The organism is Stenotrophomonas sp. TWI1151 (assembly GCF_039673135.1).
Lineage (GTDB): Bacteria > Pseudomonadota > Gammaproteobacteria > Xanthomonadales > Xanthomonadaceae > Stenotrophomonas.
In genome coordinates this window covers 133897-146165 of the sequence record NZ_JBDJLA010000008.1, presented here as the reverse complement: position 1 = coordinate 146165, position 12269 = coordinate 133897, and the positions used below count along the sequence as shown (strand labels likewise).

Here is a 12269-nt window from a genome sequence, read left to right as displayed (position 1 = left end):
CCTTGGAATCAGTCCAGCATGCCAGACAGCAGCGGTACGAACGTGACCGGCGCCAGTACCTGCTGTTCAACACTGCCGTCATCGCGACGGGTCAACTGGATCAGCGACTGCGCGCCCGGGCCGCCGACCGGCGCGACCAGGCGGCCACCCACGGCAAGCTGTTCGACCAGCGCATCGACCAGCGCCGGTGCGGCCGCGGTCACCACGATCGCATCGTAAGGACCGTGCTCGGCCCAGCCGATGCGGCCATCGTCATGTTTGCTGCGGATGTTCATGCCAAGCGCACGGAAGCGCTTGCGCGCCTGGCGCAGCAGATCACCGATACGCTCGACCGTGTAGACCTCCAGCCCGATCGCGCCCAGCACAGCGGCCTGGTAGCCCGAGCCGGTGCCGACTTCCAGCACCTTCTTCGGCGCCGACTGCAGCACCGCTTCGGTCATGCGCGCGACCACCCAGGGCTGGGAAATGGTCTGCCCGTGCCCGATCGGCAGCGCGGTGTCTTCGTAGGCACGCGACGCCAGCGCTTCATCGATGAACAGATGGCGCGGCACCACGCGGATGGCATTGAGGGTGGCTTCGTCGGCGATGCCGGCATCGCGCAGGCGATCCACCAGGCGATCACGGACCCGCTGCGAGGTCATGCCGATGCCGACGGCTTCGGGCTGCAGGCGCAGGCGCGGGGTCATGCCGGCCGGTCCAGCGCGTCGGTCAGCCCCGCCACCCAGCTGGCCACTTTCTCCAAGGCCTGGTAACGGGTGAGATCGACCTGGATCGGGGTGATCGAGATGTAGCCGTTGCGGACCGCGTGGAAATCGGTACCGGGGCCGGAATCCTGCTCGCGCCCGGCCGGGCCGATCCAGAACACCTCATTGCCGCGCGGATCGCGCTGGGCAATGCAGCCTTCGGCGCGGTGGCGGTTGCCCAGGCGGGTCACTTCAAAGCCACGGACCTCGCTCCACGGCAGGTCCGGCACGTTGACGTTGAGGATGGTGTCGGCGGGCAGCGGGTCGGCCTTGAGCCGGGTGACGATCTCGACCGCGGCGCGGGCGGCGGTGTCGAAGTTACGCGGCTCGTGGTTGTGCGTGACCAGCGACATCGCCACGGCGGGCAGGCCGAGGAATCGCCCTTCCATCGCCGCCGAGACGGTACCGGAGTAGATGACGTCGTCGCCGAGGTTGGCGGCGTTGTTGATACCCGATACCACCATGTCCGGTTCGTACTCGAGCATGCCGGTCAGGGCCAGATGCACGCAATCGGTCGGGGTGCCGGCCACCGAGCAGGTGTAGTGGTCGATGCGCTTCATGCGGATCGGCAGGTCCAGGGTCAGCGAATTGCTGGCGCCGGAGCGATCACGATCGGGGGCGACCACGGTCACTTCATGACCGGCGTCACGTAAAACCGTGGCGAGCATCTTGATGCCCGGTGCATCGACACCGTCATCGTTGCTGACCAGAATCCGCATCTGCGATTTAACCGCTTGATTTTTCAAGACTTCGATTCCATCACTTCCCACTGTTGGCGGCGGTGGCCGTGCCCCCTTGGGAGCATGACGACCGCGCAAGTGCGTCCGCTATTGTGCCGCAAGCGGACAGATCGTCCTACCCCGATAACGGTAGGCATCGCCCTCCCCGCCCATTAGGCTGTACGCATGTCACATCCTGAAGACGAAGATCCTGCCGCGTTGTTCCGCGCCGCTATCGGCGAGGTCAAACCGCTGCGCAAGGTGGTCACCCCGCCGCCGGCCGCGCCGCGGCCGAAGCCGCGTGCACGGATGGCCGAGCAGGATGAACAGGACGCACGCGGGGAATTCGCCCGGCTGCTGCGCGACAGCAGCCCCCTGGAGGCTGGCGATACGGCCAGCTACCGGCGCGAGAACCTGCCGCCACGAATGTTCCAGCGACTCAAGCGCGGCCAGTACTCCGTGCAGGACGAACTGGACCTGCATGGTGCGACCGTGGCCCAGGCCGAGGCGCTGGTGCGGCAGTTCCTGGTGGAAGCGCATGCGCATGAGTACGGCTGCGTGCGCATCATCCACGGCAAGGGGCTGCAGTCCGATGGCGGCGCACCGGTGCTGAAGAATCTGGTCGATCGGCTGCTGCGCCTGCGCAACGATGTGCTGGCGTTTCATTCCGCGCCCGCCGGTCAAGGCGGGACGGGTGCGGTACTGGTGCTGCTGGCGAACCGGTAACGACGGGCCCGGAATCACCGCCATGCACCGCGCGCGGTAGAGCCGACCGTTGGTCGGCTGAGGTAGAGCCGACCGTTGGTCGGCTGAGGTAGAGCCGACCGTTGGTCGGCTGAGGTGGAGCCGACCGTTGGTCGGCTGAGCGGTGCAGGTTTTCCGGTGCAGGGACGGAAGGCAGCCGACCAACGGTCGGCTCTACACAATTTCCGGTGCCGGACGGGAGGCAGCCGACCAACGGTCGGCTCTACGCGGCTCAGGTATCGGACTGGCTGGCGTCTTCCACCGGGCCCAACTCGTGCAGCACCGCGGTGGCATAGCAGCCCGGCGGCAGCGCGAAGCTCAGTTCCAGCACATCTGCGGCCAGCCACTGATGCTGCAGCATGGCCGGACGCAGGCGCAGCGCACGGCGCTCCTGCTTCAGGCGGGCGCCTTCCAGGCCGGCGCGCAGCGCGAGCGATTGCTCGTCCGCGACCGCGCCCAGTTCCAGTTCGGCGGCGGCGCCGTTGCTGCGCAGCTCGCCTTCGCCCCACAACGGGCCGCTGGGGTGGATGTCGAAGCGGCCAAGGCGGTCGGCCAGCAAATCCGTCCACGGCTCCGGGCCGAAGACACTGCGGCTGCCATCGAGCATCCAGACCTCGCCGTCCAGCGGCGTGTCCCAGTTGCCCTGCTCCACGCGCGCCGCCAGCACCTGGTTGAACAGTGCCGAGCGCGCGGCCGAGAGCAGCAGCGAGCGCTGGTCCGGGCGCATGCGGCGGCCGCCGAACATGGCCAGCGCAGCCGGCACGTTGCCGCCGTCGCGGCCGAAGCGCTGCTCACCGAACCAGTTCGGCAGGCCGCGCGAGGCGATATGGGACAGGCGCTCTTCGATGGCCGCGGCATCGCCGCGCACATCGCGCAGTACCAGCTTGAAGCGGTTGCCAGCCAGAGCACCGCGCTGCAGCTTGCGGTTGTGCCAGGTCGACTCGACCACCTCGATCTCGTCCGAGGCCAGCAGCGCCGGATCCGGCGCCACGCGCTTGGGCAGGTGCACGCTGAAGCGCTGCGTGGTGACCGCGTGCCGATCTTTCATGCCCGCGTAGCTGACCGCCATGTCCGGCAGGCCAGCCCACCTGGCCAGCACCTTGGCCACGTGCACGGTGTTCGCCCCGCGCTTGCGGATCGTCAGCAGCAGGTGCTCGCCCTCACCGCTCGGCTCGAACGCCGGCAGTTCGTCGACCTGGAAATCCTCGGGCGTGGTGCGGATCTTCGCACTGAGCAGCGGCGCACCGAACGCCAGCGGCAACGGGATCACAGGGCCACCAACAGCACGCTGGCCTGGGCGGCGATGCCCTCGCTGCGGCCGGTGAAGCCCAGCTTCTCCGACGTGGTGGCCTTCACGCTCACGCAGTCCAATGCAATGCCGAGCACGCCAGCGATGCGCTCACGCATGGCCAGCGCGTGCGGACCGACCTTGGGCCGCTCGCAGATCACGGTGATGTCGGTATTCCCGACCTGCCAGCCGCGCTCGCGCAGCAGCCCGTTGCAATGATCCAGCAGGTGCGCGCTGTCCGCGCCTTTCCAGCGCATGTCGGTCGGCGGGAAATGCACGCCGATATCGCCCAGCGCCAGCGCACCGAGCATGGCATCGCACAGGGCGTGCAGGATCACATCGCCATCGCTGTGCGCGAGCACGCCGCAGCTGTGCGCGACGCGGATGCCGCCGAGCATGATGTGATCGCCCTCGCCAAAGGCATGGACGTCGTAGCCCTGTCCGATGCGGAAGGGAGGAAACTGGGGGGTGGTCATTGCAAGAACCTGCGGTTGGGTGTGGCGCGTGCGGACGTCAGGGTTCGCGACGCGACAACACAAATTCGAAACGGGACAGATCAGCCGGGGTGGTGACCTTGAAGTTGTCTTCGCTGCCTTCCACCAGCAGCGGGCGCAGCCCCTGGCGCTCCATGGCCATGGCCTCGTCGGTGACCTCCACGCCGGCGTCAGCCGCCTCCTGCAGCGCGCGCGCCAACTGGTGGCGGCGGAACAGCTGCGGGGTCAGCGCACGCCACAGCCGTTCGCGCGGCTCGGTGGCATCGATACCGCCGTCATCGCCGGCACGCTTGAGCGTGTCGCGCACGGGCGCGGCCAGGATCGCGCCGACCGGGTCGGCACGGCCGACTTCCAGCAGGCGACCGAGATCGGCAGCGGCCAGGTTCGGGCGTGCGGCGTCGTGCACCAGCACGAAATCGTCCGCGCGCACGTCATCGGGCAACGCATGCAGGCCGGCCAGCACCGAGCCGGCGCGGGTGGCACCGCCGATGCAGGTCAGAATGGGTTTGTCCGCCAGTGACTGCCAGCCCGGCCAGTCGGCGTCGTTCTCGGCGACCACCACCATCACTCCGGCCACGACCGGGTGCGAGAGCAGCGCCTCAAGGGTATGGGCCAGCAACACGCGGTCGCCGGCCAGCAGATACTGCTTGGGTGTGGGCCCACCGAAGCGGGTGCCACGGCCAGCAGCGGGAACCACCGCCCAGATGCCCGCCATCAGGGCACATCCTGGTGCGGCGCATCCGGATCGGTGACGGCCGTCGGCGCGCGCGGTGGCGGCACCGGCGCGTCTTCGACCACGCGGTAGAACTTCTCGCCGGGCTTGATCATGCCCAGCTCGCTGCGCGCGCGTTCTTCGATGGCGGCCTCGCCTTCCTTGAGGTCCTTGACCTCGGCAGCAAGCGCATCATTGCGCTGCTGCAGGCCGGCGTTGTCCCGCTTCTGGTTCTCGACCTGGGCCTCAAGCATCATCACTTCGCCCGAGTTGCCCGGCCCAAACCAGAAGCGGTACTGCAGCCATCCGAGCAGCAGCGCGAGCACCAGCAGCAGCCAGCGCCAGTCGCGCATGGGATCAGCGCTTCAGCGACACGAACGCGTCACGACCGGCGTAACGCGCGCCGGCACCGAGGGCTTCCTCGATACGCAGCAGCTGGTTGTACTTGGCCACGCGATCACTGCGGCACAGCGAGCCGGTCTTGATCTGGGTGGCGGTGGTGGCCACGGCGATGTCGGCGATGGTGGTGTCTTCGGTTTCGCCCGAACGGTGCGAGACGATCGAGGCATAGTTGGCCGCGTGCGCCATGGCGATCGCTTCCAGGGTCTCGGTCAGGGTGCCGATCTGGTTGACCTTGATCAGGATCGCGTTGGCGGTGCCGGACTCGATGCCTTCCTTGAAGATCTTCGGGTTGGTGACGAACAGATCGTCGCCCACCAGCTGGACCTTGTTGCCGATGCGGTCGGTCAGCAGCTTCCAGCCGGCCCAGTCGTTCTCGGCCAGGCCGTCTTCGATGGTCACGATCGGGTACTGCGCAGCCCAGTCGGCCAGGAAGTCGACGAACTGCTCGGAGGTCAGGCGCTTGTTCTCGCCGACCAGGTTGTACTTGCCGTTCTCGTAGAACTCGCTGGAGGCCACGTCCAGGCCCAGCAGCACGTCTTCACCGGCGGTGTAGCCGGCCTTGCCGATGGCTTCCAGGATGGTGTCCAGTGCTTCGACGTTGCTGCGGAAGTCCGGCGCGAAGCCGCCTTCGTCGCCCACCGCCGTGCTCAGGCCGTGGCCCTTGAGCACCGACTTGAGCGAATGGAAAATTTCGGTGCCGGCACGCAGCGACTCGGAGAACGAGGTGAAGCCGACCGGCAGCACCATGAATTCCTGGAAATCGACGTTGTTGTCGGCATGCGCGCCGCCGTTGATGATGTTCATCATCGGCACCGGCAGGGTGACGTCGCGGCCGTTGGCCAGGTGCTGCCACAGCGCCTGCTTCTTCGAGGCGGCCACGGCGTGGGCATTGGCCAGCGAAACCCCCAGCAGCGCGTTCGCGCCCAGGCGGCCCTTGTTCTCGGTGCCGTCCAGATCGATCAGGCGGCGGTCGAGGCCTTCCTGGTCGGCGGCGTCGAAGCCCTTCAGCGCCGTGGCAATCGTGGTGTTGACGTTGGACACGGCGTTGCGCACGCCCTTGCCCAGGTAACGGGTCTTGTCGCCGTCACGCAGTTCCACGGCTTCCTTGGTGCCGGTCGAGGCGCCGGACGGCACCGCGGCACGACCGAACGAGCCGTCCTCGAGGATGACTTCGGCTTCCAGCGTGGGGTTGCCACGGCTGTCGAGGATTTCACGGGCGTGGATGCTGCGGATCGTGGTCATAGCGGGCCGGTTACCAGTCAGAGAGGGGGAGGCGCCGCCAACGCAGCGCCAAAAAAAAACATGCCGCGTGATTATCCCTGCACACCCGTCACTTGCCAAATCGGCAGGGTGGCGGGCGGCACCCCGGCCACGCTGGCGTGGCGCGAGGTCAGCGACGGGATCAACAACACCAGCATCAACAACGCCAGCAGGGCCAGCGCCACGCCGCCGCCGGCCGGTTGCCGGCGCAGCCGGAACGCGAGCACGCTGGCGGTCACGCAGGCCAGTGCGGCGGTGCCGGTCAGCGACAGCGTCGCCAACAGCATGGGCATCACCGCGCGCAGTGCGTTGTCGCCATCACCGGGCGAGCCCATGCTGGTGAACATCAGCACCACCAGCACGAACACCCCGCACCAGGTGGCGATCGCCGCGCCCAGCGCGATCCAGCCCCAGGTCCAGCCGCGCCAGCCGCGGCGCACCGCGGGGGACGCCGGAACGTCGGCCATCATGCGAAGCGCGAAAACCCGTGCTTCTTGGTGACCGCGTCGAGTTCCATCAGGGTTTCGAGCAGTTCTTCCATGCGGTCCAGCGGCCACGCGTTGGGGCCGTCGGACAGCGCCTTGGACGGATCCGGGTGGGTCTCGGCGAACAGGCCCGACACACCGACAGCGACCGCCGCACGCGCCAGCACCGGCACGAACTCGCGCTGGCCGCCGGAGCTGTTGCCCTGCCCGCCCGGCAGCTGCACCGAATGGGTGGCGTCGAACACGACCGGGCACCCGGTATCGCGCATCACCGACAGCGAGCGCATGTCGCTGACCAGGTTGTTGTAGCCGAAGCTGGCACCGCGCTCGCAGACCATGATGTCCTGGTTGCCTGTAGCCTTGGCCTTCTCCACGACAGGTTTCATGTCCCACGGGGACAGGAACTGACCCTTCTTGATGTTGACCGGCTTGCCGGTCGCGCACACCTTGGTGATGAAATCGGTCTGGCGGACCAGGAACGCCGGGGTCTGCAGCACGTCCACCACCGAGGCCACTTCGTCCATCGGGGTGTATTCGTGCACGTCGGTCAGCACCGGCACGCCGATCTGCTTCTTCACTTCGGCCAGGACCTTCAGGCCCTCCTCCATGCCCGGGCCGCGGAAGGCGGTGCCCGAGGTGCGGTTGGCCTTGTCGAAGCTCGACTTGAAGATGAAGTTGATGCCGAGGCGATCGGTGATTTCCTTCAACTTGCCAGCCACGTCCAGCTGCAGCTGCATCGACTCGATCACACACGGGCCGGCGATCAGGAACAGGGGCTGGTCCAGCCCGACGTCGAATCCACACAGTTTCATGGCGTTTCCTTGTTGTCCGGCGAACACTGGCCAGGCCAGCCGCCGTGGGTGATTAGCGCTCTGCAATGGGGGCACGCGGCCCCCACTGCAAGTGCGGCATGCCGATCAGGCGGCTGCGTCCTGTGCCAGCTTGCCACCGGCCTTGCGCTCGCGCGCGGCACGGATGAAGCCGATGAACAGCGGGTGGCCTTCGCGCGGCGTGGACAGGAACTCCGGGTGCGCCTGGCAGGCCAGGAACCACGGGTGCTGGTCACGCGGCAGCTCGATGACTTCCACCAGGGTGTCATCCATCGACTTGCCGGCGATCACCAGGCCCGCATCTTCCAGCTGGGTGCGGTAGCGGTTGTTGAACTCGTAGCGGTGACGGTGACGCTCGGAGACCACGTCCTTGCCGTACAGCTCGCGGGCCAGCGTGCCCGGCTTCAGGCGCTGTTCCTGCAGGCCCAGGCGCATGGTGCCGCCCAGATCGCTCTTGTCGTCGCGCTTTTCCACATCGCCGGTGGCGGTGCGCCATTCGGTGATCAGGCCGATCACCGGGTTCGGCGACTGGCGGTCGTTCTCGGTGCTGTTGGCACCTTCCAGGCCGGCCACATGGCGGGCGAAATCGACCACTGCGGCCTGCATGCCGTAGCAGATGCCGAAGTACGGCACATTCTGCTCACGGGCGAACTGCGAGGTCAGCACCTTGCCTTCGAAGCCACGGTCGCCGAAGCCGCCCGGCACCAGGATGCCGTCGACATCCTTCAGCGCGGCCAGGTCACTGTCTTCCAGCTCCTGCGCTTCGAGCCACTTCAGGTTGACCTTGGTGCGCTGGCGCAGGCCACCGTGCTTGAGCGCCTCGCCGACCGACTTGTAGGCGTCCTGGTGATCGACGTACTTGCCGACCACCGCGATGGTGACCTCGTCCAGCGGGTGCAGCGTGGCATCCACCGCCGCTTCCCACTCGGCCAGATCGACCGGGCCGGCCTTGTCGCCGAGCTTGAGCTGGTTGACCACGATGTCGTCCAGACCCTGCGCGTGCAGGCCCATCGGGATGCGGTACAGCACGTCCACGTCCGGCACGCTGATCACGGCGCGCTCGGAGACGTTGGTGAACTGGGCGATCTTGCGGCGCTCCGAATCCGGCACCACCTGCTCGGAACGGCACAGCAGCACGTCCGGCTGGATGCCGATCGAGCGCAGTTCCTTGACCGAGTGCTGGGTCGGCTTGGTCTTCAGCTCGCCGGCCGCAGCAATGTACGGCACCAGGGTCAGGTGCATGAACAGCGCCTTCTCCGGGCCGCGCTCGGTGCGCACCTGGCGGATCGCCTCCAGGAACGGCAGCGACTCGATATCGCCCACGGTGCCACCGATCTCCACCAGCGCCACGTCGAAGCCTTCGGTGGCCTCGTCCATGCAGCGGCGGATTTCATCGGTGATGTGCGGAATGACCTGCACGGTGGCGCCCAGGTAGTCGCCGCGGCGCTCCTTGCGGATCACGTTCTCGTAGATGCGGCCGGTGGTGACCGAGTTCTTGCGGCTCAGGCGGGTGCGCACGAAGCGCTCGTAATGGCCCAGGTCCAGATCGGTCTCGGCGCCGTCATCGGTGACGTAGACCTCACCGTGCTGGAACGGGCTCATGGTGCCCGGGTCGACGTTGATGTACGGATCAAGCTTCATCATCGTCACCCGCAGGCCGCGGGCCTCGAGGATGGCGGCAAGCGACGCGGCGGCAATGCCTTTGCCGAGCGAGGACACTACGCCGCCGGTTACGAAGATCAAGGGAGTCATGGCTGGGGGTGTCCTGTCAGGAAGGGGGAAACGGCGCCGGCGCGCAGGGCGACGGACGACGTAAAGGGGGAAATCGAGGCGATCCGGCTGGCGGCGGCGTCTTCACGCGCCAGGACCGGGATCAGGGGGGATGCGGTGCGGGAGTGGGTCAGCGACGTCGGGTCAGCCGTGCCGGCCGCTGTCTGGACCGTCACCTCCTGCCTACCCTGCTGGCGATCGCGCACGATCAGGCCAGTCCATTCGCTGATGGATGACACGCACTACTCCCGGAAAGCCATAGTTTACAGATTGACGGCCTCCAGCCCAAGGGGCGGATGACGGTCTTCACATAAAAAGAAGAGCCCCGGCGCGATACCGGGGCTCATGTTGCGTACTTTTTCAGATCCCCAGGTCTCTCTCGTGGAGAGCCCCCTTGGCGTTCAAGGGGGCGCGCCGACAGGCGCGGGGATGTGGAAGACAGGGTGAGCGGGGCCCACGGTTTACCGCGCAAACCGTGGGGAAGCGTCAGCGCGAAGCGCTTATCGCTTCTTCCGCGCTTCTTCTTCCTCTTCCTTCTGCGGGGCCTGCTCGCCCTTGGCCTTCATTTCGGCCGTGGCGGCGGCGCGGCGCTTGGCCTTGGCGTCCGCTTCCGCCTGGGCCCTGTCGGCCTGTTCGCCCTGCTGCGGCGTGGGCTGGCCCTGTCCGGCGTTCTGGGCCAGTGCCATGGGCACGGCCACGACGGCGGCGGCGATGGCAACGATGGTCAGCAACTTCTTCATGGGGTGCTCCTCGCGGTATGGCATGGAATGGGGCGCCGGAGGCTCCGGTTTCCCATCCAGCACAGTCTATCGCGCCCCGGTCGGCCGCCCCCTGAACGTGTGGCGTGCAAAAAACCCGTCCAGACCGCAAACTTCGCCGTCGCATTGCGCTTTATGAAGACAGATGAACGCCCGCTATAACGCCGCCGATATTGAAGTCCTGTCCGGCCTGGACCCGGTCAAGCGCCGCCCCGGCATGTACACCGACACCGCGCGCCCGAACCATCTGGCGCAGGAAGTCATCGACAATGCCGTCGACGAAGCCTTGGCCGGACATGCCCACACGGTCGAAGTCACGCTGTTCAAGGACGGCAGCTGCGAAGTCAGCGATGACGGCCGCGGCATGCCCGTGGACATCCACCCCGAGGAGAAGATCCCCGGCGTCGAACTGATCCTGACCCGCCTGCACGCGGGCGGCAAGTTCAACAACAAGAACTACACCTTCTCCGGCGGCCTGCATGGCGTGGGCGTCAGCGTGGTCAACGCGTTGTCCACCCTGGTCGAAGTGCACATCAAGCGCGAGGGGAGCGAACACCGCATCACCTTCCGCAACGGCGACCGCGCCACCCCGCTGGAAGTGGTCGGCAGCGTCGGCAAGAAGAACACCGGTACCCGCGTGCGCTTCTGGGCCGACCCGAAGTACTTCGATACGCCCAAGTACAACCTGCGTGCGCTGCGCCACCTGCTGCGCGCCAAGGCCGTGCTGTGCCCCGGCCTGACCGTGAAGCTGCACGATGAAGCCACCGGCGAGCAGGACACCTGGTACTACGAAGATGGCCTGAGCGATTACCTCAAGGCCGAGCTCGGCGAGCGCGAGATGCTGCCGGCCGACCTGTTCGTGGGCCACCTGAAGAAAGAAAACGAGATCGTGGACTGGGCCCTGGCCTGGATTCCCGAAGGCGAGCTGGTCCAGGAAAGCTACGTCAACCTGATCCCGACCGCCCAGCACGGCACCCACGCCAACGGCCTTCGCACCGGGCTGACCGAGGCGCTGCGCGAGTTCTGCGACTTCCGCAACCTGCTGCCACGTGGCGTCAAGCTGGCCCCGGAAGACGTCTGGGACCGCGTGTCGTTCGTGCTGTCGCTGAAGATGACCGATCCGCAGTTCAGCGGCCAGACCAAGGAACGCCTGTCCTCGCGCCAGGCCGCAGGCTTCGTCGAGGGCGCAGCGCATGATGCCTTCAGCCTGCTGCTGAACCAGAACGTCGCATTGGGCGAACAGATCGCCCAGCTGGCCATCGAGCGCGCCAGTGCGCGTCTGAAGACCGAGAAGCTGGTGACCCGCAAGAAGGTCACCCAGGGCCCCGCCCTGCCCGGCAAGCTGGCCGACTGCATCAGCCAGGACCTGTCGCGCACCGAGCTGTTCCTGGTCGAAGGCGACTCCGCGGGCGGCAGTGCCAAGCAGGCCCGCGACAAGGACTTCCAGGCGATCCTGCCGCTGCGCGGCAAGATCCTCAACACCTGGGAAGTGTCCTCGGGCAGCGTGCTGGCCTCCGAAGAAGTGCACAACCTGGCCATCGCGATCGGCTGCGACCCGGGCAAGGACGACATCGCCGGCCTGCGCTACGGCAAGGTGGTCATCCTGGCCGACGCCGACTCGGACGGCCTGCACATCGCGACCCTGCTGACCGCCCTGTTCCTCAAGCACTTCCCGGCGCTGGTCGATGCCGGCCACGTGTTCGTGGCGATGCCGCCGCTGTTCCGTGTCGACGTGGGCAAGCAGGTGTTCTACGCCCTGGACGAGGAAGAAAAGCGCACGATGCTGGACAAGATCGAGCGCGAGAAGATCAAGGGCCAGATCAGCGTGACCCGCTTCAAGGGCCTGGGTGAAATGAACCCGCAGCAGCTGCGCGAGTCCACCATCCATCCCGATACCCGCCGCCTGGTACAGCTGACCATCGATGACGGCGAGCAGACCCATTCGCTGATGGACATGCTGCTGGCCAAGAAGCGCGCCAGCGACCGCAAGGGCTGGCTGGAGAAGAAGGGCGATCTGGCCTCGCTGGAAGTCTGATCGACCGGTTGTGACACTGGAAAAACCCG

At 67.0% G+C, this 12269-nt stretch carries 14 protein-coding genes; 2 read left to right on the top strand and 12 right to left on the bottom strand.

The window, feature by feature from the left end:
- Positions 1-8: 8 nt before the first annotated feature.
- Both ABE422_RS11795 and surE read right to left on the bottom strand, forming a co-directional pair.
- The gene (locus tag ABE422_RS11795) at positions 9-686 is read right to left on the bottom strand and encodes a protein-L-isoaspartate(D-aspartate) O-methyltransferase (RefSeq protein WP_121041772.1); all 678 of its coding nucleotides are present in this window, start codon (positions 684-686) and stop codon (positions 9-11) included.
- The gene (surE, locus tag ABE422_RS11790; RefSeq protein ID WP_313217870.1) at positions 683-1462 is read right to left on the bottom strand and encodes a 5'/3'-nucleotidase SurE; all 780 of its coding nucleotides are present in this window, start codon (positions 1460-1462) and stop codon (positions 683-685) included. The genes ABE422_RS11795 and surE overlap by 4 nt, the downstream gene beginning before the upstream one ends.
- 186 nt (positions 1463-1648) lie before the next feature.
- On the opposite strand from surE, the gene ABE422_RS11785 reads away from it, so the two are divergent.
- The gene (locus ABE422_RS11785; protein WP_346465499.1) at positions 1649-2188 is read left to right on the top strand and encodes a Smr/MutS family protein; all 540 of its coding nucleotides are present in this window, start codon (positions 1649-1651) and stop codon (positions 2186-2188) included.
- Positions 2189-2438: 250 nt separating this feature from the next.
- On the opposite strand, the gene truD is transcribed toward ABE422_RS11785, so the two are convergent.
- From truD to ABE422_RS11735, 10 genes are all read right to left on the bottom strand, one after another.
- Positions 2439-3476 carry a tRNA pseudouridine(13) synthase TruD gene (gene truD, locus ABE422_RS11780; protein ID WP_313217866.1) on the bottom strand — a complete coding sequence of 346 codons (1038 nt, stop codon included), beginning with the start codon at positions 3474-3476 and terminating at the stop codon, positions 2439-2441.
- Complete coding sequence (gene ispF, locus ABE422_RS11775; RefSeq protein ID WP_123728899.1) at positions 3473-3970, bottom strand: 2-C-methyl-D-erythritol 2,4-cyclodiphosphate synthase; 498 nt, start codon at positions 3968-3970, stop codon at positions 3473-3475. Before ispF ends, truD begins: the two co-directional genes overlap by 4 nt.
- 37 nt (positions 3971-4007) lie before the next feature.
- Positions 4008-4706 carry a 2-C-methyl-D-erythritol 4-phosphate cytidylyltransferase gene (gene ispD, locus ABE422_RS11770; RefSeq protein ID WP_313212036.1) on the bottom strand — a complete coding sequence of 233 codons (699 nt, stop codon included), beginning with the start codon at positions 4704-4706 and terminating at the stop codon, positions 4008-4010.
- Positions 4703-5053, bottom strand: coding sequence for a cell division protein FtsB (ftsB, locus tag ABE422_RS11765; RefSeq protein WP_121041759.1), 351 nt, complete (start codon positions 5051-5053; stop codon positions 4703-4705). Before ftsB ends, ispD begins: the two co-directional genes overlap by 4 nt.
- Before the next feature lie 4 nt (positions 5054-5057).
- Positions 5058-6344, bottom strand: a complete 1287-nt coding sequence (gene eno, locus ABE422_RS11760; protein ID WP_121041757.1) for a phosphopyruvate hydratase — start codon at positions 6342-6344, stop codon at positions 5058-5060.
- A gap of 71 nt (positions 6345-6415) precedes the next feature.
- On the bottom strand, positions 6416-6832 hold the full coding sequence (locus ABE422_RS11755) for a hypothetical protein (RefSeq protein ID WP_346483029.1): 417 nt from the start codon (positions 6830-6832) through the stop codon (positions 6416-6418).
- Positions 6829-7659 carry a 3-deoxy-8-phosphooctulonate synthase gene (kdsA, locus tag ABE422_RS11750; protein ID WP_088433181.1) on the bottom strand — a complete coding sequence of 277 codons (831 nt, stop codon included), beginning with the start codon at positions 7657-7659 and terminating at the stop codon, positions 6829-6831. The genes ABE422_RS11755 and kdsA overlap by 4 nt, the downstream gene beginning before the upstream one ends.
- A gap of 105 nt (positions 7660-7764) precedes the next feature.
- Positions 7765-9429: a CTP synthase gene (locus ABE422_RS11745; protein ID WP_313212006.1), complete on the bottom strand. Its 1665-nt coding sequence runs from the start codon at positions 9427-9429 to the stop codon at positions 7765-7767.
- Positions 9426-9686 carry a hypothetical protein gene (locus ABE422_RS11740; protein WP_313212007.1) on the bottom strand — a complete coding sequence of 87 codons (261 nt, stop codon included), beginning with the start codon at positions 9684-9686 and terminating at the stop codon, positions 9426-9428. Before ABE422_RS11740 ends, ABE422_RS11745 begins: the two co-directional genes overlap by 4 nt.
- Positions 9687-9947: 261 nt before the next feature.
- Positions 9948-10187 carry a hypothetical protein gene (locus ABE422_RS11735; protein ID WP_313217859.1) on the bottom strand — a complete coding sequence of 80 codons (240 nt, stop codon included), beginning with the start codon at positions 10185-10187 and terminating at the stop codon, positions 9948-9950.
- Between the two features lie 163 nt (positions 10188-10350).
- Here ABE422_RS11735 and parE point away from each other — a divergent pair, with 163 nt between their 5' ends.
- Positions 10351-12240, top strand: coding sequence for a DNA topoisomerase IV subunit B (gene parE / locus ABE422_RS11730; RefSeq protein ID WP_313212009.1), 1890 nt, complete (start codon positions 10351-10353; stop codon positions 12238-12240).
- Positions 12241-12269 lie beyond the last annotated feature (29 nt).